At 48.7% G+C, this 22,360-nt stretch carries 14 protein-coding genes and 2 pseudogenes; 2 read left to right on the top strand and 14 right to left on the bottom strand.

The window, feature by feature from the left end:
- Window position 1 precedes the first annotated feature (1 nt).
- The 3 genes from DFP97_RS30435 to DFP97_RS14240 form a co-directional block, all read right to left on the bottom strand.
- Complete coding sequence (locus DFP97_RS30435; RefSeq protein ID WP_147275059.1) at window positions 2-181, bottom strand: hypothetical protein; 180 nt, start codon at window positions 179-181, stop codon at window positions 2-4.
- A gap of 2 nt (window positions 182-183) precedes the next feature.
- A complete protein-coding gene (locus DFP97_RS30430; RefSeq protein ID WP_147275058.1) occupies window positions 184-435 on the bottom strand; it encodes a hypothetical protein in 252 nt (83 codons plus the stop codon).
- A gap of 531 nt (window positions 436-966) precedes the next feature.
- Window positions 967-2,457 carry a glycoside hydrolase family 43 protein gene (locus DFP97_RS14240; protein WP_114380833.1) on the bottom strand — a complete coding sequence of 497 codons (1,491 nt, stop codon included), beginning with the start codon at window positions 2,455-2,457 and terminating at the stop codon, window positions 967-969.
- Window positions 2,458-2,799: 342 nt separating this feature from the next.
- Between DFP97_RS14240 and DFP97_RS14235 the strand changes: the two genes are divergently transcribed.
- Window positions 2,800-5,691, top strand: a complete 2,892-nt coding sequence (locus tag DFP97_RS14235; protein ID WP_114380831.1) for an RCC1 domain-containing protein — start codon at window positions 2,800-2,802, stop codon at window positions 5,689-5,691.
- Between the two features lie 217 nt (window positions 5,692-5,908).
- Here DFP97_RS14235 and DFP97_RS14230 read toward each other — a convergent pair whose 3' ends face one another.
- From DFP97_RS14230 to DFP97_RS14185, 10 genes and pseudogenes are all read right to left on the bottom strand, one after another.
- A complete protein-coding gene (locus DFP97_RS14230) occupies window positions 5,909-7,402 on the bottom strand; it encodes an MDR family MFS transporter (protein ID WP_114380829.1) in 1,494 nt (497 codons plus the stop codon).
- A gap of 74 nt (window positions 7,403-7,476) precedes the next feature.
- Complete coding sequence (helD, locus tag DFP97_RS14225; RefSeq protein ID WP_114380827.1) at window positions 7,477-9,894, bottom strand: RNA polymerase recycling motor HelD; 2,418 nt, start codon at window positions 9,892-9,894, stop codon at window positions 7,477-7,479.
- A gap of 364 nt (window positions 9,895-10,258) precedes the next feature.
- Window positions 10,259-12,547, bottom strand: coding sequence for a glycoside hydrolase family 2 protein (locus tag DFP97_RS14220; protein WP_114380826.1), 2,289 nt, complete (start codon window positions 12,545-12,547; stop codon window positions 10,259-10,261).
- A 95-nt stretch (window positions 12,548-12,642) separates the two neighbouring features.
- Window positions 12,643-13,086 (bottom strand): annotated as a pseudogene (locus DFP97_RS14215) (glycoside hydrolase family 3 N-terminal domain-containing protein); the annotation flags it as partial.
- A 16-nt stretch (window positions 13,087-13,102) separates the two neighbouring features.
- Window positions 13,103-13,942: a carbohydrate ABC transporter permease gene (locus tag DFP97_RS14210; protein WP_114381010.1), complete on the bottom strand. Its 840-nt coding sequence runs from the start codon at window positions 13,940-13,942 to the stop codon at window positions 13,103-13,105.
- 64 nt (window positions 13,943-14,006) lie between these two features.
- Window positions 14,007-14,924, bottom strand: coding sequence for an ABC transporter permease (locus DFP97_RS14205; protein WP_114380824.1), 918 nt, complete (start codon window positions 14,922-14,924; stop codon window positions 14,007-14,009).
- Window positions 14,925-15,033: 109 nt separating this feature from the next.
- Entirely contained in the window at window positions 15,034-16,554 is a 1,521-nt protein-coding gene (locus DFP97_RS14200) for an ABC transporter substrate-binding protein (protein WP_114380822.1), read from the bottom strand.
- Window positions 16,555-16,701: 147 nt separating this feature from the next.
- On the bottom strand, window positions 16,702-18,315 hold the full coding sequence (locus tag DFP97_RS14195) for a response regulator transcription factor (RefSeq protein WP_114380820.1): 1,614 nt from the start codon (window positions 18,313-18,315) through the stop codon (window positions 16,702-16,704).
- A gap of 14 nt (window positions 18,316-18,329) precedes the next feature.
- A complete protein-coding gene (locus DFP97_RS14190) occupies window positions 18,330-20,066 on the bottom strand; it encodes a sensor histidine kinase (protein WP_114380818.1) in 1,737 nt (578 codons plus the stop codon).
- Between the two features lie 337 nt (window positions 20,067-20,403).
- A complete protein-coding gene (locus DFP97_RS14185) occupies window positions 20,404-21,195 on the bottom strand; it encodes an aldo/keto reductase (RefSeq protein WP_114380817.1) in 792 nt (263 codons plus the stop codon).
- On the opposite strand from DFP97_RS14185, the pseudogene DFP97_RS31540 reads away from it, so the two are divergent.
- Window positions 21,170-21,377, top strand: a pseudogene (locus DFP97_RS31540) (hypothetical protein); the annotation flags it as partial. The gene DFP97_RS14185 and the pseudogene DFP97_RS31540 overlap by 26 nt on opposite strands.
- Window positions 21,378-21,503: 126 nt before the next feature.
- On the opposite strand, the gene DFP97_RS14175 reads toward DFP97_RS31540, so the two are convergent.
- A complete protein-coding gene (locus DFP97_RS14175; protein ID WP_114381009.1) occupies window positions 21,504-22,358 on the bottom strand; it encodes a carbohydrate ABC transporter permease in 855 nt (284 codons plus the stop codon).
- Window positions 22,359-22,360: the final 2 nt, after the last annotated feature.

Here is a 22,360-nt window from a genome sequence, read left to right as displayed (position 1 = left end):
TCTACCAGAATTGCTCTTCGTAACCGTTTAATTGGGCAATCCCTTCTGCAAAAAAATAATCCCCATAAATAAGCGGAACATCGATATGCTTGGCCGTCTCCTCTCCAAGCACCTTATGCCTTGCTACGCTGGTCAGACTCCACATAAAACCAATGTCGTGATCCAGTCGCTCATACTCCAAGATCACCTGATCAAGCTGTTCCTCGCATGACTCCGCAAGCTTCCGAATCCTTTCCTTTCGATCTGTGTATCCCGGTAAATCAACCAGAGCAGCCCTGGCCAAAAGCCGGCCGTCCACCATGATGCCGGCTCCAACCGATACGTGCCGTCTACGCTAGCATGCGGAAACCCGTCTTGTATTCTCCTGCTAGTTACAGAAACCTTACGGATAACTTGCTCCCAGGCTTCCTTATACCAATTCTCTTGTAACTCCATTCCTTTCCCTCCATCAGATGCATAAGTTGTTTCTTTTAGTTTAGAGGTCTCATGAGTAAACGGCTATAGCAAATTGGAGTGATGAGTGAACAATCTTGAGAAAAACGTATGAAAGGTTTTGTGGTTTGTGTTTATACTCAATATTTTTCCGATAGTGGTTCTTTCTCATAAAAAAGCACAAATATCCGATTTGTTAACATTCAAATTGCTGGAAATATTGCAATGCAAACAGGCGAAAGCTTCCGATTTTAAACTTTCGCCTGTGACCGTCACAATACCTGCTGAACAAACAAGACTCCTGCCGATATGCGTCAGGAGTCTTGTTATTTGATTATTTCTCTTCTTTGTCACAAAGCGGCCGATGCCAGCATCAACTGAAGCGAGTCCTTCCGCCAATGTACCGGCATTCTCTATTTGATCAAGAAGTGCAATTGCTGGTGAGTAAAAATTAAGTTGTTTAAAGTTCTTTAGTGACGCTGAAACTCAATCAAACGGCAGCCGCAACATCTTATGTCACTCATCGATCGAAATTCATTGATATTCACATTTAAAGTTTGAGAATTCCGCAAGGGAGCCATCACCGCAAGCATACAGCCCGATGATCACGCCTGTGAATCCTCCCGCTACCTCGGAGGACAGGTATTTCGTTTGCGCGGTGCCCAGGTGGAGTTCCTCCCCGTCTGCACGAAGTAAGAAACGGTAGTGGGTGGGGCTAGCTTGTATAACGAGGGAAGCGTGACTGTCATTTTGTCGATCCACAGCTTTCTCGATGGATTTAATATCGCCGACATTCAGACGTTCAATGACCTCATACCCGCTGTCGCCTTTGCGTATCGCGAAATCATAATGATGATGCTCATCCAAATAGAGCGTAATGCCTGCCTCGCCATTCGTGAGGCTTACATCGCAAGAAATTTCCGCGTTGAAATTCATTTGACGAATGCCGATGAATGTAGGAGAATCCGCTTGATCAAGCGTGACTTCAGTTCCTTTAAGCTTTAGCTTGTTTTGTACAAACTCGTAATTTTCCATAGAAGGCAGACGAAGATAACACCATTCCTTGTCCCATTTCGTATTTTCGAAAGTATAGCATTTATTCTCTTCCTGTACGACGCCATCCGGAATACGGTCGGTGTCAAAGCTCGATAAAGTGGTGCCGTTATGTCCTGCAGTAAACCAGCCATCCTCGCCGAAGGTAATCGGTGTAAGGAATACTTCCCGTCCAAGGTGATGATAGGCAAGCCATTTGCCGATCTGACGGAACCCGAGATGAAGCATCCACCAGTTTCCGAAGTCATCCTGAACAAGATCGCCGTGACCGACAGCCTGTATTTCATAGCCGCCTAAGTTGCGATTAGTCAGTACGGGGTTCTGGGGATACGCTTCGAACGGTCCGGAAGGGGAAACTCCACGCGCATAGGTTACCATATGGCCGAATTCGGTGCCTCCCTCAGCCGCTACAAGATAATACCTGTCGTTTATTTTGTACAGATGCGGCGCTTCAAGAAAACGTCCGCCCGTTCCTTGCCAAATCACTTGGCTTGGGGTCAGCTTGCGGCCCGTTTCAATGTCAATTTCACACTGAACGATACCGTAAGCGTCATGATCGTCTGTTCCGTTGCTCATAAAATAGGTTTTTCCGTCTTCAAAATACAAATCCGGGTCAATTCCCCCTTGATCAATATAAATCGGTTCAGACCATTCGCCGTATATATCGTCCGTCCATACATAGAAATTCTGACGCGTCGTGTCGTTGGTGGTCGTCATGTAGAATCGTCCGACATTATACCGGATGGTAGGCGCAAAAACGCCACCCGAACTGTTCACTTTGTCAAGTTGGATCTGACTCTCTCTAGTCAGACAGTGACCGATTTGCGTCCAGTTTATCATGTCCTTGCTCTCAAAAAGTGGAACAGCGGGGAAATACTGCATCGAACTGCTGACAAGATAATAGGTATCGTTAACCTTGCACACGCTAGGGTCTGGATAAAATCCTTTTATCACCGGGTTATTGTATTTCATTCTTACACCTCTGTGTCAGTATAGTCAAAGTAACCTGAAAGCCACGATTAGCTTGCAACATTTGTAGCATTTTAGGTGTACGTGGTTAGAATATACCTTTCAAAAACAAACAATATAACCCCTAAAATCAGGGCAAAAATCATATCTATTTTTGTTAAATAATCGCTTTTTTCCAACAATGGAAGTGACAGAACTTCAAAGTGCTGTTGGGACGATCTTTAGTCTTTTATCTTTACCCTCTGTTATGACAATTGCACCAGAGTTGTATAGTGCAACGGGCAGATCAATAGATTTCCGTAATATGGTAGATTTAAGGTAGATCAAAGATAGGAGTGAAGATTGATGAAACGACGGTTTATGCTTTTAGTTTGTGCCTTCCTGTTGCTGACGCTGCTTGTACCCTTTCAGGCAGCAGCCGCTGAGGCCGGTTCCGCGGTGGCAGCAGAGAGTTTGAATTCGGGTGTAACGATGGTTGCAGGAGGATCGGATCATACTCTCGATCTAAAACAGGACGGAACGGTATGGGCGTGGGGAAACAATGAATATGGCCAACTGGGCGATGGAACTACGTTAGACCGTTATTCTCCAGTTCAAGTGCAGGGTCTCGATTCAGTTGTCTCCATCTCTGCGGGTAGTGGTTTTAGTTTGGCACTCAAAAGTGATGGAACCGTCTGGGCGTGGGGAGGGAATTGGAATGGTCAACTGGGTGATGCAAGCGTGGCCTACCGTTATATTCCCGTTCAAATAACCACTCTAAGCTCCGTGGTCGCCATTGCTTCAGGGCATTATCATAATTTGGCGGTAAAAAGCGATGGAACGGTATGGGCGTGGGGGTGGAATATCCACGGTGTACTGGGCGATGGGAGGTGGAATATCCACAATGCTGTAGAGGGCGATGGAAGCATGAACGGTAGTTCTTCCCCAGTGCAAGTACTGGGTCTCGGTTCGGTGATCGACGTTGCAGCGGGTTTTCTCCATAGTTTGGCGCTTAAAAGCGACGGAACCGTCTGGGCGTGGGGTAACAATGACTCAGGCCAACATGGGGTGCCCGGTGGCTTGACCTTCAACGATGGACCCTACACGACCACTTACCGTAATACTCCTGTTCAAGTACAGGATCTCGATTCGGTAGTAGCCATATCGGCGGGTCATTCGCATAGTTTGGCACTCAACAGCAACGGAACCGTCTTGGCGTGGGGATCGAATAGTTCTGGCGAACTCGGCGATGGAAGCACAACAACCCGTTATACTCCAGTGCAGGTAACGAATTTTGGTTCGGTGACCGCCATCGCTGCGGGCTCTTCGCATACTTTGGCGATGAAAAGCGATGGGACCGTCTGGACGTGGGGCCATAATTATTCTGGCCAACTGGGCGATGGAAGCACGACCGGCAGTTCTTCCCCCGTCCAAGTATCCGAGCTCGATTCGGTGTCCGCCATCGCGACGAATGATGGTTCGCACAGTTTGGCGGTGAAAAGCGACAGAACCGTTTGGGCCTGGGGATACAATGGAGATGGCCAACTCGGCGATGGAACCACGATAAACCGTTATACTCCCGTACAAATTGCTAATCCTGAAGCGCCACAGTGGCCTGAGTACGACGTGTTGGCGGTTACCGACGTGACCTACAACAGCGTAGAGCTGAATTGGCAGCATGCCACGAATGAACCGGGCATAGACAAGTACTTGGTATACCAAAACAACACGCTGCTGACTACCCTGAACGGGGACGAGAACAGCTATGAAGTGAATGGGTTGTCTTCAAATTCGTCCTACCTCTTTTCACTGGTCGCCGTTGATGCCGATGGCAACCAAAGTGTGAAACAAGAAGAGACGGTCACTACCGCTGCAAATATTCCGTTACCTGAAGCAGAAACGCTGCTTTACCGGTTTAACGGAAGCATCCTCGACCTTGACCAAAGCCGTATTTTGTGGAAAGAGACCGGCGATAAATCACTCTGGCTGTACAACCGTGCTGATAAAAGCATAGAAAAGGTTTACGATGCGAACGGAACCAATCGCACCATTCGTACTGCGAAGCTATCCGCTGACGGCGTTGTATATTCCGCATCCGGGCTTGGGACTCATTATTGGAAGGACGGCACTGTTCAAAATAATTATAGTTTGGGCGCGAACCTGTACGAGGTACACGGGAATTTTGCGGTATTTAGCCACAACTTTGTGAATATAAAGACGAGGGAGTCCCGATATCTGCTGAATTCGAGTTTTAACAATAGGAACTCATTTGATCTGTCGGCTGACGGAACGGTAGTTTATGAGTTTGATACCGGCATTCGCCGCCACCTCCCCAACGATACGTTCACGACGTTTTATCCGCCTTCAGCTGAATATCCAAATAAATATAACGGGCCTTTGACGGACGGAAAAAACATACTTTACAACGCATACTCGGAATATGAAGGTTATTCGAAGTGGTCGCTTCAAGTTCGCAGCGCCGATGGCCAGGTTACCAAGATAGCCTTGAACCCTATCGATCATGCGGATTATTATTTGACCGACCCGAGAACATCGTACCAGATCAATAACGGATGGATTGCCTATAAGGAATATAACAAGGAAATAGAGCGTTGGACCGTGAAAGTCCGGTCGCCGGAAGGCGAGACAAAACAAGCTTATACAGCCCCTAAATGGTGGCAGTTGACTGGCGTTCCTCTCTCCATCAAGCAGTTGGGACCGGACGGCACGGTAGCGTACACGTTTAAAGACACAACTTACCTTTATTCCGCCCAAGAGGGCAAACTCTTGTATTCCTTCAGCGGTCCGGGAGAGTTGCACTACCGGGATGGCGTATGGTACCGGATTGACGGCGGTTCATTGTATCAGGTTGATCCGAACCAACTCCAGCTTTCCGATTCCAAAACTTATCAAGCCGGCGGATCCAATTATGAGTATTCGTTATATTACGGGTACATTTCGTCCCCAGGACAAGAGTTGAGCGGATCTTGGAGCCCCCCTGAAGGTTTCCATGGAGTCGTTAAGGTCTCCATGGTTTCCCCGGAAGGGGAAGATTATGACCTCAGTCTGGAAACCGTGGGTGAGGGTAACCGATTGCCGGAAGATACGACGCTACTCACAGGTGGTACCGAGTACAGTGCCACCGAGGTGCCCGGAGGTTACAGAGCGGAGTGGAGGGTTAAGGGACATACGGACCAGGATTATAGTCTGGATAAGAAGGTTTTCGTCTATGTGAACATCCAATATGACAACAACTGAAGAGATTGCTTTGTTTACGAAAACTTAATGGCCGGCCGCGGGATCGCCCCGCGGCCTTTTTTACACCCCGGATAACCACAGGATTCTATTCGGAATTTTTAATGAAATTGAATGAAAGCCCCCATACATCGCAGGACTAACCTGATCAGCCAAAATAGCCTTTGCCGACTAACGGCCAAGGCTATTTGCATACGATCGAATCGTAGCCGATTCGCGATTAGTGATCCATCATCATCGCCGGGCCCGGGTTGCCCCCGCTGGCGGTTCCTTCTTCCTGCTGCTTCGGTTTACGCAGAAGGAGCGTCAGTGCGACACCCGCGGTCACGAGGCAAGCGGACAGGAAGAACGTGTCGCCATAACCCGCGATGACGGCGCTCAGCGGAATTGCGTCCGCTCCCGCGCTTGCGGCGTGGGAAGTGATTTGCGATGTCAAATAACCCGTCAAGCCCGCGACCGCGAATGAGACGACGACTTGCTGAGCTGCTGTTGTTAGAGGTGTAACGCGGCTGACCAGACGGCGAGGCGCAGAGTTCAGGACATGCGTGTTGAGCGGCATCATAGAGAAGCCCATGCCGAGACCCATGATGCAGAGGCACAGGATGATAACCCACAGCGAGGTATCCACCGATATGCCGGACAAGATGAACAGGGAAACGGATACGACGGTAAGACCGGTGAAGGCAAGCGGACGCGCCCCGATCTTGTCGAATAACCGGCCGCTGATCGGCATGCCAATTCCCGCGCATAGCGCATAAGGCATCAGGATCCAGCCCGTTTCAAGCGCGGTGTATTTCATGACGCCTTGCAGGTACAGCGGCACGATCAGCATTGCGCCGAACAGCGCGAGCTGTACGATCCACGTCAAGATGATGCTGCGTGTAAAGTCGGACGACTTGAACACTTTCAGCTCCAGCAGCGGCTGCTTCTGTGACAGTTCCACGAAGATGAAGAGGATGAGCGCAATGCCGCCGACGGTCAAGCCCGTGATCGTCGAAGCCTGGGACCAGCTGGTGCCGCCTTCGCTTACGCCGTACGCGAGCATGGAGAAGGCGATCGGCGCGAGGCACATGCCGATGAGGTCCAGATGCGGCGCCGCATCGCGGCCCGATTTCGGCAAATATTTATACCCGAGAATCAAGGCGATGATGCCGATCGGCAGATTGATGATGAAAATCCAGTGCCAGCTGACAGCATCGACGAGCCAGCCGGATAGAACCGGACCGAACGCCGGCGCCATCAGCATTGGGATGCCGAGTATGCCCATGATGGATCCGCGGCGCTCTGGAGGCGCGAGCTTGAACACCATGGTCATCCCGATCGGGCCCACCATGCCGCCGCCCAAGCCTTGAATGATGCGGTAAATGATCAGCTGTTCCGGCGTTTGCGCGATGCCGCATAGCACCGAGCCGATCGTGAACAGGGCGATCGTAATCATGAAAATTTGCTTGGAGCCGAATTTATCGGTCATCCAGCCTGCAAGCGGGATAACGGCGGACAAGGCAAGCGTATAGCCGGTGACGGTCCATTGGATCGTCTTCAGATCGGTGTCGAAGTATTCAACGAGTTTCGGAATGGCATTATTGACGACGGTGCTGTCCAGAATTACCATGATCATGGCGACAATAATCGCAACGAGCGGCGGCATAATGGCTTTCAGCGAGAAGTCGTCCCCGCCGGCTGCCATCGGTTTTGATTGCGTAGGAGCTGACATAGGTACCTGCTTTCTGCTCAAAGAGCGGTGTATGGATGAAAATAATGGCCCTAGGAACAAATTGATCCGATCCGTCAATATGGCGATTTCTCGTACAAATTCGCAGGCAATGCCTCCAAGAACGGCGACCAATCGCCCGTCGTGTAAAGATGAAGCCGGTGCATGGCCCGCGTACACGCCGTATAAAGAAGCTTGCGTTCGTTGTCCCGGCCGTAAGCTTCGGGTGAAGCATCATAGACCAAGACTGCATCGAACTCGACACCCTTGGCGAGATACACGGGAATGACCATCACTCCTTTTTCAAAGCCCAGCGTCTCCTTCGTAATTAGCTTCAGAGCTTCGCCTCCTTGAATCCGTAACGATTCATGAGCCTCCCGGCTTTCGGCTGCGGTCTTCGTAATGACGGCGATGGAATCGAAGCCCTCGGCCTTCAGCGCCGCGATGTCTGCCAGAATTTGCGCATCACGCTTCTCCCCGCCGTCCAGTCTCGTCAGAAGGGGCTTTGAGCCTCCCCTTTCAAACGGTTCAATTTCTTCCCCGCCTGGAAGCATCGATTTCGTAAATTCAACAATCTCCCTGGTTGAACGATAACTGCGTACCAGGCAGACAAGGCTTGTTTCGGTTTCGCCGAAAAGGCGGACCAGCGGCGAATCGGCTGCGGCCAAACTTGTAGCCTGCATGAAGATCGCTTGCCCGAAATCGCCGAGCACCGTCATCCGGGCACGTGGGAACAGCTTTTTGAGATATTCATATTGAAACTGCGAATAATCCTGACCCTCATCAACGAAGACATACCGGATTTCCGTGTTCGTCCGGACGCCTTCAATCAGTTCTTTTACATACAAATATGGTGTCGCATCCTCGTGGAACAACTCGTTCCGGAGCAGCGCTTCCTGCGTTTGCCTGCATATTTCAGGCCACAGTGGGGGGATCACGGCCCCATTCGTTTTCTCCCGATAAGCGGCTCCGCCCTCAAACAATTGGCCATATATGCCTTTGACATCTACAAACGAGAATTTCTTCACACTTTTCCTTAGCGGTTTAAAGCTTTCTTTCACGATCCTTCGGCGGAGCAGATCTTCCTCCCGCCGGGCGAAGTCAAAGTCGCCTTCATCTTCCCGGCGCTTGTTGTTAATTTTCTCGCGAACCGCGGCGTAATGTTCCGCAAGGTCGAATACTTCCTTCTCTTTATGCAGCATTCCGAAGACTTCCGCATACTGTTCGGTGTCGAGATAATTCAACTCTTCCTGCACCCAGGGTGCTTCCCGCTCCCTGCGTTCCAGCGAAGCCAGTTCATTCAGCAGCCATTCCTGCAAGAGAATGACACGATTGACCAACGGCAGGGAACGGTCGTATCCGTAAAATTCCGCTCTCATTCGCTCCGCGGTAATCAAATCGCGGTCCCGAAACCGAATGCCGTTGAATCGCATGCCTTCCCGTCCCAACCACATTCCATAGTTCTGCAGGGCTCGCAGGAAAGCCTCGGAAGCTTTATACTCGATCCCCTGAAGACGAGCCTCATACCCCGGGGCTCCTTGTGCGGTCAGTACATATTCGATCTGATCAAAGGGATCCTCCGGCCGTAACGAGGAACCTAGCCAATAGTCGAGATATTCTTGAAAAGTCGTCTGCTGCATATTCTCTTCACCAAGCTCCGGAAGGACGGTGGAGATATAACTGGTAAACATCGAATTCGGTGAGAAAAGAACGATCTGATCGGCCCTGATCGTCTGGCGATGTTTGTACAGCAAGTACGCTACCCGCTGCAATGCCGCGGAAGTCTTACCGCTGCCGGCCGCCCCTTGTACGATAAGCATCCGGCTTTTGTCATTGCGGATGATGGCGTTTTGTTCCTTCTGGATGGTTGCCACGATACTCTTCATTTGCGAGTCCGCACCTTTGCCGAGCACTTGCTGCAGCAATTCGTCTCCGATCGTTTCGCTCGCGTCAAACATGTTGCGGATTTGCCCGTTTTGAATCTGAAACTGCCGTTTGAGCTCCATCGTCCCTTCCATTCGTCCGGCAGGCGTGACATAAGACGCCGGGCCGGGGGAGTAGTCGTAGTACAGGCTCGCGATTGGCGTACGCCAGTCATAGATCAGAAAGCTCAATCCGTCTTCGTCGACGAAGGAAGATACACCGATATAGATCTGCTCGCTGAGGTCCAGGCCATCCTCCTGAAAGTCGATGCGTCCGAAATAAGGAGACGGGAGCAGACGATTCATGCTTTTCCATTGCTGCGTCAACAGCTTGTGGCCGCGCTCCCGTTCGGCTAATACCGCGGACTGCTGTTTAATCGTGTAGAAGGTCTCTTCGAAATCTTCGTCCGTGCTTGTGTTGATCGTAACTTCTTCCCAAAACCGCTTGCGGATGTCCGTAGCCTGATCGCGCAGTCCGGCAACCTCCGGCTCCAGTTCATCGATTCTCGCCTGCAGCTTGTTCCTGACCCGTTCCAGCCGTTCCTGCTCCTGCCGCCAATCCTTCGCTTCCATCTCTCCAGAACACACTCCTTTTTCCATTATTTGGAACAAAAAAAGAGCATTGACAAATCAAAGTTCCAGATGTACAATTAAAGTGGGAATAAAATTGGATACACTCATTACTTTAAATTGTCAATAACGCTACGATTATATCATAGCGTTAATTTGTGTTCAATTTATTTTTTTCTGTTGTCCTACGGCAGAGCTGTTCATTGACCCGGGTTGTGTACAGTCTAAACAAACCACCGAGGAATTAAGCTGCCAGGAGATGACCCTTGAATCAGGGTCATCTTTTTTTATGTCCATTGAACAGAAAGAGCCCTACGCCTTCGCGTTGAGCTCTTCATTACTAATAACAATAGCATATTCATTATTTTTACTTAGGAATCACGTTCAGTTCTTTATTAATGACAGCCAATAATTCCGGGGGGATATTATAGAACGTGAGCTGGGACATTTTTTCAATGGACATGACGCCCATCGTCATCTCAAAGATTGGACTATTCGTAAACTGTCCGAAATATTTGAGAAACACCGACTTGGCCGCTTCATTGCGATAAAAATCTTCGATCGTGTCAAATGTTGAATAATAACCGTCTATTAATTGGATGTCTTCCGCTTCCGACAAATCGAATTTTTCAAACCAATTGACGACATGTTTGGTTTGTTCCTCTTTTACAAGGATATAACTTTGATCGATTTCCGTTACATAATGAAGCTGAATTTCATCCATATAGACTGTACCTTGATCATCAGTTCCCTCAACTCTTACGGAATTAACCCCTTTGGTTAACGGAACATCCTTAACGACTTTCATCGCATCACTGCTGTTTATTTCAGCAAATAGAACTTGATTTACATATACCCGGATATCGTTCAAATTGCTCAGGACGACGATATCATTTAGCTCCTCATGCCGATTGACGAATCGACGACCGGCAAGATGAACGAAAGGGATCTTGGACCAGTATGCCTTGTAAAGATAGAAAGCGTCTTTTTTAAGTTTACGGTCAATCGTAACGAGTCCCTTCATATTTTTGCCGGTTTCGCCGCCTTCCCGCCGATTGGCACTGCCGAAATCGAACATATTCCACACATATCCGCCTTGTACGAAAGATCTCGCGTTGATCGCTTCGATGGCATTATGATGGAACAACAGCTGATATTCTTCCGTATAATCCTGAACCTTTGGCGAATAGGTATGGAACCTGGGATTCGTATCCACCCCGTACTCGGAAAGAATCAACGGGATGTTAAGGCTAGCGCTGTGGAAAGCGTCAAAGCGTTCGTTTAAGTCTTTTATCTCGCCGTAGTACCAGCCATAATATAAATTGTAGCCGACGAGGTCCGTATAACGATTTATGATGCTATCGTCTGCGACTCCGTTTATATTGGCTTGGACGGTTAGACGATAAGGGTCTAATTCCTTGGCTAATGCGACCAGCTTCTGAATATTCTTATGCGTTTGCTCCGTCTCGACGGCGATCGTAATTTCGTTCTGCACGCCCCAGCAATAGATCGAGCAATGATTGTAGGCCTGCTTGATAAGCCTTTCCAGCTGTTCGACCGCGTTGTGATTTTCCGGGTCTTTGGTGGATGGAATACTGATATAAGGAATCTCTGCCCATACCAGCAGGCCGTATCGGTCACATAAGCTGTAAAAATAGTCGTCATGCTGATAATGCGCAAGGCGAATGCTGTTCGCGCCGACTTCCAGAATCAACTCCATATCTTCATCCATATGGGCTTTGGTGATCGCATTGCCGATTCCGCCGAAATCCTGGTGGCGGCATACGCCATTCAACTTGATCGGTTTATCGTTTAAGAGCAAGCCTCGATCCGTCGTTGCTTCAATCGTTCGAAAGCCGATCGCAATGTTTCGCGAATCGCGAGCTTGCCCCTCGATGATGACGGATACCGTTACGGAGTAGAGATACGGCTGCTCAATGCCGTCCCACAGAATCGGATCGATGACCTCGTGTCGAATAAGAAACGGTGTCTCGTCCTTAAATGTCAGTTCCGAGCTTGCCTCCAGGATGGTTTTCCCATCATGGTCCCTAAGCTGAATCTGAATTTCTCCCGTCTGAACAGTGGAGGATTCATTCCTGACTTTACCGTTCACCGTTAATTCAAAGGAATGCGGGCCGATTCTTTGCTGCGACAAGTATACGCCATTCTGTCCGTTATCCATAAGTTCGAAATGAATATCGTCCGTAACAAGCAGCTTTACTTCCCTATACAGGCCGCCATAAAAGGTAAAATCCGCCATGAGAGGGAGTACTTCGTTATGATAGCTGTTATCGACCATTATGGAGATAAGATTGTCTCCTGCCTGCAAAAACGGAGTTAAAGCAACTCGAAACATGGCATATCCGCATCGGCTCTCACCGGCCAAGTTGCCATTGATATACACATTACCGATATTTCCGGCTGCCCCAATCTCCAGGTAGAATCGTTTTGTTGCATCCTCCGAAGAGATATTCAACTTCCGCTGATACCAGCATTGCCCTCGAAAGTACGGTTCACTGCCGCCTTGACCGTCCGATTGATTCCACGTATGCGGAAGGGTGACGAATTGCCCTTCCTGCATGATCTCATATACATGGGATGTGTCATTATTTTTAGTGAACATCCAATTATCGTTTAATGGAATAGTACGCAGCATCCTGATTACCTCACTTCGCTTAAATATGGGGAGATCAATTCGATATTATCATTCAACTGAGCCAAGATTTGCTCGAGTTGCTCCTCAGTCATGGCGCCGACGCCTTGGCTTTGAACCCCGCGTATATGATGCGCAGCCATCTCGGAGGATAGGTATGGATCCTCCGAGAAATACTCGAAGTTCCTTCCGCAAAGAGGTGAACGCTTGATATTCGCCCCGGGACCCAACAAGACCGCCACGTTCTCGGCCTGGCATTCTTCGCCAAGCGCTTGCCCCATTTTCTCGATAAGATCCCGGTCCCAGGAACTTGCCGCTCCAGCCGCAGACGGGAAGCAGGTTGCCGGCACACTGTCGAACAGGCCGACATGGTCGGCACCTTCCTTCTGCTTGCGCAGGCCGTGCGGTCCATCGGTTACCATGATCGACGGGATGCCAAGTCTCTCGACCCCTATAAGCCGCCAAAAGTCCAGCCCGGAGCACAGCCCCGACTTTTCCTCAAGCGTCATTTGTGAAGTCAGGCTTTTCAAATCGCGTTCCATTTTATTTCCTCCTTGTTTACTTCACGGCTCCGATCGTAATGCCTTTGATAAAATATTTCTGGAAGAACGGATAAGCGATCAGAATCGGAAGAACGCCTACGACCGCGATCGCCATCCGTACGGACGTGCTCGGCAGCTCCGACATCTTACTGCTTGCCGTAGAGGATAGGTTGCTGTTATTCGATAAGAACTGAATGTCGGTGATGATCCGATTCAGTATGTTCTGGATGCTGAACAGCTTCGGATTGGTTACGTACGTCATCCCGTTAAACCAATCGTTCCAATACAGAATCGCTTCAAACAATCCGATCGTGGCCATGATCGGCGCCGAAAGCGGAAGGACGATCTTGATAAACGTCTTAATTTCCCCCGCCCCGTCGATATAGGCCGCTTCGATCAATGCAGGAGGAACCGAAGTCATGAAGAACGTCCGCACTAACAGCACGTTAAAACCGTTCATCAGCAAGCCGGGCACGAGCAGCGCCCAAATGGTGTTCTTAATTTCAAACACTTGCGTATAGATCAGATAAGTCGGAACGAGTCCGCCATTGAACAACAAAGTAAAAAATACGAGTAATGCCCAAAAATTCTTTAACGGGATATCCTGGCGGGACATCGGATACGCGAGCATGGACGTCATAGCTAAACTGGCCGCTGTTCCGAATACCGTAATGAAAACAGTCACCCCATATGCGCGTCCCAGCTCTCCCCAATGATCCCATAAGTAAGCGTAAGCTTTCGAGCTGAATTGATCCGGCCAGAAGGAATAACCATTCATGATAATACTGTCTTCGCTTGAAATGGATGACATGATCAACAATACGAAAGGAATGATACAAGCGATGGAGAATCCCATAAGGACAGAATGGACGAGCCACCTGACCCATTTGCTATCGTGCGTCACTGTCTGTCACCTCCATCTAGAATAGTGCGTTATCTTTGCTGAATTTTCGAACGGCGTAATTGGAAAGTATCACAAGAACAAATCCGACGACCGATTGATAGACGCCCGCAGCCGACGACATCCCGATATCGCCTAGATTCATCAAGGCGCGGTACACGTACGTGTCGATGACGTTCGTCGTTTCTGACAAAACGCCCGAGTCCATCGGAACCTGATAGAATAAACCGAAGTCAGAATGGAAGATGCGGCCGATGGCCAGCAATGTCATCATCGTAATGACCGGCGTGATGAGCGGAAACGTGATGGAGCGGATCTGATGCCATTTAGACGCACCGTCAATCGTAGCAGCCTCGTAATATTCCGGATCAATGCTGATGATCGACGCCAGATAGACGACACTCAGGAAGCCGATGCCTTTCCAAATGTTCACAATCGTCAAAATATAAGGCCAGTATTCCTTGTTGGAATACCATGCAATAGGGTCAACACCTAAAAGCGGAAGAATCGATTTGTTGATCAGCCCCGTTTCGCTGCTGAGCATGGCGTATACGAGATAGCTGACGATTACCATCGAGATCAGGTGCGGCAGGATGACGATGCTCTGGTAGAACCGTTGAAAAAACTTTTTACGGATTTCGTTCAAAAGAATCGCCAGGCTAACCGCCCCGATCGTGTTGATGACGATAAAAGCGCCGTTGTACAAAATCGTGTTCCGCGTAATGATGTAAGCATCCGCCGTTTTGAACAAATACTCGAAATTTTTGAACCCGATCCAATCGCTGCCAAGGATCCCCTTCGAGAAATTGACGTCCTTGAAAGCGATAATCATCCCAAACATGGGCAGGTAGTTGTTTACGATTAAATATGCGAGTCCCGGAATCATGAGCAGGAACAGCGGAGTGAACCGTTTCCATCGTTTGGCCGTGGAGCCCATTATGTTCACTACCCTTTCTTAGATGGTTTAGAGTCTGGAAAGAACGCAATCCAATCAACAATGCAGCTGATTGGATTGCATTTGTATCAAAATTACGGTTATTGGGGGCTTATTTGCCGTTGGTGGCAGCCCATGCATCCAGCTGTTTTTGCTTTTCGTTGATGATCTTGTCAATCCCCGCGTCCTTCAGCTTCTTTATGAATTCGGGGAGTGACTTGTCAGGATCTAATGCCCCGCATTCAAGCGCGATCCGATACTGGGTCATGACGTTGGTGACGGCGGCAAACTCCGTTTTCACCGACGTAGAATCGAACGTAAAGCCGAGAGCCTTGGATTTGATCGCAATCGTGTTGAATTCCTTCATCTTCTCCCAGAGCTTTTCATCGTCACCTTTGAAAATATAGGAAAGAAACTGGTTGCCGAACAACCAACCCAAACCCGAATACCCTACGTCGCTTGCAGTTACGCCTTGCGGGTAGTCGATTACGTTCTCCGACACTTTCACGTAATGCTTGCCTTCGATCCCCCAGTCTAACAGATTGATGATCTCTTTATCCGTGTACATGAGGTTCAGAAATTGCATCGCTCGCTCCGGATTTTTCGAATTCTTCGCGATTCCCCACATGACATTCGTGACGGTGCTTGTCTTCGCGACCGGCGGCAGCATCTCGACGGATACGATCGGCGTACCGGATTGACGCGCTTCCTGAACGTCGAACCCCGGTTTCATAGCAGCCAGGGTACCGGCGCCTTTGCCTGCTTTGAAAATATCGGACTTCGATTCCTTAACGGTAACCGCATCTTTCGCGATGTATCCGGCCAGATACCATTCCCTCATTTTCTTCAAGACGGTTGCATACTCTTCCGTCTCGAACCAGTTCACGACTTTCAAATCTTGACCGTTATTGAGCAATACGCCCATGTCGTCTCCGAGCGAATCGCGCGTGTTGAACGAGGTGATCGGAGAGGAACTGACCGAGTTGACAAGCGGGATCAATTTCGGCTCCTTTTCTTTGATCGTCTTAAGAATCGGCTCCAAATCGTCCAACGTTTTCACTTGACTAAGATTCAGGTTATATTTGTCGACGAGCGTTTTCGGCATATAGAAACCATATTTTTGCGCCAAGTCGCGGATTGTCGGAACGGCATACGTTTTGCCGTTGATTTTGGCTGCATTGGCGTATTCCGCTCCGAGCGCTTCTACGATTCCCTTTCCTTGGTTGGCAAGCAAATCGTCCAATTCGGTCAATTGGCCTTTGGCCACTTGGTTCGCGTACGTGTTTCCGAATATCGCCATCAAATCAAGTTTCTCATTGCTTGTGAGCATCAGATTGATCTGATTTTGCCAAGCGCCGAAGCTGATCGGCAGTAATTTCACGGTCGTATTCAACTTTGCTATCGTAATCTTGTTGAGCGCTTCCTCGATTAGCAGCTGATCCTTCGGTACGCTGCCGAAGGTAAAATAGGCCATCGTCAATTCGTACGGCTCCAAAGCGGTACCGCTGGAATTCGAAGCGCCGCCGCTTGTCGACGGGCTAGCCCCTTCGTTCGAGCTTGTGTTCGCATTGCACGCGGAAAGCAGCAGAAGCATCACAAGAATTGCACTGATCCAACTAAACTTCCTTTTCATGTAACTCCCCCATTTTTATTGATATAGATTCGAACCTGTGCGTTCGGTCTCGGCCGTTCTCCCGTTCGAATCTACTTCCATCATAAGACATCGAAGAAATCGCTAACTACCATGACGTCGACTTCCGAATGTCACGAGGTCGACCATCTAACATCGGTCAGATCGAGATTGTTCCTCCTGCCGGAATTCGAGCGGGTTTCGGTTCGTATACTTCTTGAAGAGGCGAGAAAAATGCGAAAAATTGGTCATCCCGACTTGGATAGCGACGGCTGACACCGGAAGATTGGTATTGCTAAGCAGCTTCCGTGCGACTTCAATTCGCTGCCGGACAACATATTCCGTTACGGAAAAGCCCAGTTCTTTCTTAAAGATCCTGTCCAAGTAATCGGGATTCAAATAGACGTGCTTGGCAATGTCTTCCCGCGGCATCGTGCTGTCGATATTCTGAGCGATATAGGCTGTCACTCGGTCCACCACCGACTCGGAATGTTCGACCGTAAGGACGTACTTCTTCGCTTTGGCGATGATATGGCGGCACCAAGTGATCATATCCTTAACCGAACGGGAAGCATGCAGCGACATCCCCATCGACTCATCGTCACTGAACAGCTGACGGGCCTGAATTCCCTTCGATTGCAGGAAAGAGTACACCATCTGAAGGAAATCCTGATGGAACTGGTGAAGCCGCTTAGCATCCAACCCCATTACTTGCGTCGGCCCCTCCAGGTATCGGGCGACCTCCGCCGCCAGTTTATCGGTCGAGCCTTCTTTCAGCAGAAGCGACCAAACCTGAAGCTCCGGCTCGTGAAGAGCGGCGGGCGCTTCCACTTGTTCGTCCAGCAACAGAACAAGATTGTCGATCGCAACATTGTTCAGATCCTTGGCTTGCAGCCGATCGGTCATGGCCGGCAGCTCATGCGCATTAGCCGGTCGGCCGACGTAGCAGCTCAGATCGCAATAGAAGTATTCGCGGCAGGAACGAATAAACGCTTCGCAGTTTTGCCGCAGCCGCATCTCTTCGTTTCTTGTCCATGGATCAATGGAAAGTATGGCGAGCAAGCTGCCTTGACCGAACGGCAGGAGTTGTCCGTAGCTCCCGAGCTTCAGCAGCAGCTCTTCGGCGGAGTTGCGAAGCGCATATTCAAGTATTTTCTCGTCTCGCATATTCAGGCTCTTATGCCATCGCTTCACGACAATCAGAATCGGAATAAACGTCATTTGCTCCGTATAGGGGATGTTCCGAACCGCGGCGGCTTCCCTGATCGAGTCCGGAAATGACGGAATCGACCGGTTTAAGATATCGAGCCAGAATCGTTCGATGAGCAGCGGCTGATGCTGAATCCAATATTGGCCGTATTGGCTGTTCACCGATTTCTGGTTTTCCTCGGTCTTTTTATCAATCGCCTTGGCGATGATGCTCTCGAGTTCGGGGATCGGGATCGGCTTCAGCAAATAATCGAAGCTGCCCAGTTGAATCGCCTGCTTCGCGTAATGAAAATCCGCATGACACGTCAAGAAGATTGACTCCGTATCCGGGTAATGCTCCTTCACCCACGCAAGGAGATCCAGTCCGCTGCCCATCGGCATTTCGATGTCGCACAGCATAATGTCAATGGGATCCTTCGCATGATAACATTGTTTCGCCTGATGAATGTTGTACGCGGTTAGCACATCGGTAATACCAAGCTTGTCCCAATTTACAGCCGCCTTAATGCCTTCTACCGCATGAACTTCGTCGTCAACAATCAGCAATCGGGTCATGTCTCTTCTCCATTCTATGATTCAGATTGAAGCGGCAGCAGCAGCATAACCATCGCTCCCGCCGGCAAAGCGTTCGAAATGAACAAATCGGCTTCGTCAGCATACAGTAAACGGATTCGCCGCTTCACGTTCCAGATCCCAATATGTTCGCCCTGCTCGTCTTCGATCCGGTTGCCTGCTTGAATTTCTTCTAAAATATCGTTCCTGAAGCCTTTGCCATTATCCTTAATTTCAATTAGGATCCGTGGCTCCGCACCTGAATCGTCTAAGTCGATCCTTACTGAGATTCGGATGGAATCGTTAGGGGTAGCAGCATGCTTGATCGAATTTTCGACGAACGTCTGAATGATAAGCGGCGGAATCCGCGTATCCATCAAATAATCGGGAGCCGATTGCTGAAATTCGAGAAGCCCCGGAAACCTCAGTTCCTGGATCCGGACATAATTACGGACATGCTTAAGCTCTTCTTTCAGTGGAACGAACGCCAGATTGCTTCGAAACATATACCGGAAATACTGCACCAGACTCAGCGACATCTCCTGAATCAGCTCGTAATTCCGGACCAATGCCAAGTTATAGATGATATTTAAGGAATTCATGAAAAAATGGGGATTGATCTGCAGCTGCAAATGCTGAAGCTCGGCCTTCTGCTTGCTTAGCTGCTCTTCGTACACATGAATCCGCAGCTCTTGAACCTGCTTCATCATTTGATTAAACGTCTCATTGACGAGATGAAATTCGTCCGACGTCGGAAACGGCTCGATACGGGTGTTCAAGCTCCCTTCACCGATCCGTTTCATGGCTGCAAGGATTCGTTTGAGCGGCCTTAACACCATCTTCCGAAGCAGCAGCAAACATGCCGGAACCAGAATGATCGCGGCGATGGGAATCGCGTAAGCGATCCTTCGTAGATAAGGTAAATTTTCCAATGTCCGTTCATCCGGAATGATCGCAATAAGGCTGAAATTGCCTTTAGCTGATCGTTCTCCGACAACCAGGAATGAATTGGTCTTCCCTGACAAATAATACTGCTGCAAGTCGCGGTTGAGATCGATGCCGTATTCACGAACGGCATCAGCATGGGTCATCGGTGTGCCGTTGTCGGTCGAGAACAACGATAATCCTTTCTCGCCTAAGTCCAGAAGGTTGAGCGGAATTGATAGCTTCTCGATGTTGACCCAAGCGCCGATATAGGCATCGCTCGTCTGAAGCACTCGAAACAAGTAATAGCCCTGACCGATTTGATGGACATACCATTGCCGGTTTTGTAGTTCCCCCTCGTTCTGCAACTCGTTAAGAAGTACGCGAATGTATCCTCGAACTTCATCCCTCTGCTGAACGCTTTCGAAGTCTTGAAAAGCTTCGAAGTAATCTTGCCCGGGGATCGAATAGACAAACAAAGAATTGACCGATTGGAAAGTCGCGATGTCGCCCCTTATCTTGTTATCCAAGCGGACTTTCGCTAAGATCCGATTCTCTTCCGAGGAGCTGTACGCCATTTCCTGAAGATCTTTATCGTTTACGATCAGGTTCGTCAAATATTTGTCGACTTCGTTCAAGTTGTTGTCGACTTGCCCCATGTACATCGACATAAGGTTGCGGTTGGATTCGGCCACCTGATTGTGGACGACGCGGATTGCATAAAGGTTATTGTATATAAGGAAAGCGACGGTCGGCAGCGTGATCAGCAGCAAGCCGACAACCAGCTTAAATCGAATGGAATTCCAGGAAAGCCGGGAAAGTCCGCCCATTATCGAGATCACTCCTCTTCTGACTAAAAGCCTATTATACCCATTGTCCAATAATCATATATGACTCGAACCGTAACAACCATACAGATGTCGACTTTTTCATGTCACGTAGTCGACTTTTGCAAATTGGCGAATACCCTATCAACGAAACAGCGGCAGCCGTGGACGAGAAATAATCCTTGACTGCCGCTATAGTTCTTTGGGAATCCTATAATACTTGTTGGTCTATCTTGAACCATGAGAGAGAGTGTGGAAACGAAGTTTAGACATAGATTCCGGTTTGAAAATAAAGTTGTTTAATTCGGCCGTAGATTCTTGCCTAGAAAAAGTAAAAAGATCAGCTTAACCTTGAAATAACCAAGGAAAACACTGATCTGTCAATTTCTTCCGATGTTAACTTAACCGATAGAGCTCCTACAGCACCTTCGAGATGAGATGTGTTAGTAGCGTCGATAATAGGAGCTGTGACGGGTTCTTTCTGCAGCAGCCAGGCAAGTGCGATATGAATACGGGGAACGCCATGTTTTTCTGCGATTGCCACCACCCGCTCTACGACCATTCGATCCGTATCTGCAGTCGCATCGTACTTCGATTTTTGAATCAGATCGGTTTCGGATCGATGCGTTGTTTCTGACCAATCACGAGTCAATCTTCCTGATGCAAGCGGACTATATGGAATCACACCGATCTTTTCTTCCTTGCAAAGCGGCAGCATCTCCCTCTCCTCTTCACGATAGATGAGGTTTAAATGATTCTGCATCGCTACAAAACGGGTCCACCCATTTTTCTCCGCTACATGTAATGCCTTTTGGAACTGCCAAGCGTACATGGCTGAAGCGCCAATATATCTTGCCTTCCCAGCCTTCACAACATCATGCAATGCTTCCATCGTTTCTTCAATGGGAGTATGGTAATCCCAACGGTGGATTAGATAAAGATCGACATAATCGGTTCCCAATCTCTTTAGGCTCTTATCAATTTCACTCATGATTGCCTTTCGGGAAAGTCCGGCCCCATTTGGACCTTCATGCATACGACCATGAACCTTTGTCGCGATGACAATTTCATCACGATTAGCATAATCTTTTAAAGCACGACCAACAATCTCCTCGCTTGCACCTTTATTCATCAAGGAAATCTTCTATTGGGTTCTACAAGGTTCCCCATGGGGATGCGCTGGAACAAATGGCGATAGAAGGTAGCAATGCCTATCGAATCAGAGACGTCATTGAATTTAACCAATCGCAATTCAGTCGCGAATATTCCCGCATGTTTGGTTTTCCGCCTAGAGAAGATATCAAGCGAAACTAAACCAGACAATCCCTTACAAATGGATGACTGGTTTAGTTGTTTCGATATTTGGTTCGTTAACTCAAAATATGGTCCATCTATCTCCAAATAACCATGGGGGAAACTTCTTTGCCTGTCGCCTTACTTTTATTCCTTAGACGCGCCAGCTACCAAGCCAGAAAAAATATATTTCTGGAATACAAAGTAGATCAGCAGGGCTGGCAAAATCACCCAGATTACGCCGGCACTTAAACTCCCCCACTCCAAAGTCCGGTCACCCTGAAATATCATCAATGTGGTGCTTAAAGTCCTAAATTTGTCCGAGGGAATATATAGATACGGAACATACATGTCATTGCTTATTTCCACAAACTTGATGATCGCCACGGTAAGCGCTGCGGGGATGATCAAAGGAAATATGATTTTTCTAAATATGGTGAAATACGATGCTCCTTCCAACATAGCGCTTTCGTCTAAAGATTCGGGAATTTTATCAATAAACTGCTTGTAAACAAAAATTTGCATGAGATCGGCACCCACATAGATGAGAATAGGAGCCCAAAGCGTGTTGTATAAGCCCAGGTTTTTGACGATAGAAAAACGCGCGACTTCAATCGTTGTAAACGGGACAATCATCGCCACCATAAATATGCCCATGACCAGTTTTTTTGCCTTGAAGTTGAATCTCGCAATAATATAAGAAACCATAGCGCCGATTATAACATTCAGCAGAACGCTCGTTACCGTAATTAATAACGTATTTTTGAGCGCGAGCAGAACTTTAGCCTGCTTAAAGGAATCGGTAAAGTTGTTTAAATTCAAGGACTTGGGCAATGCAAATACCGTACCTTGAACCATTTCCGGCGGCGTTTTGAACGCGGATAATAAAATAACCGATAACGGGATGAAGACAATTGCAACAATGGCGGCCAAAACCGCATATTTAATGACTGTAGTCAGACGAAGCCTGCGCAGCCGACGAACCTGTTTAGACTCTTCCATAA

The organism is Paenibacillus prosopidis (assembly GCF_003337375.1).
Taxonomy (GTDB): Bacteria; Bacillota; Bacilli; order Paenibacillales; family Paenibacillaceae; genus Pristimantibacillus; species Pristimantibacillus prosopidis.
Note: the sequence above shows the minus strand (reverse complement) of the source record. Positions and strands in the feature narration are given on the sequence as shown.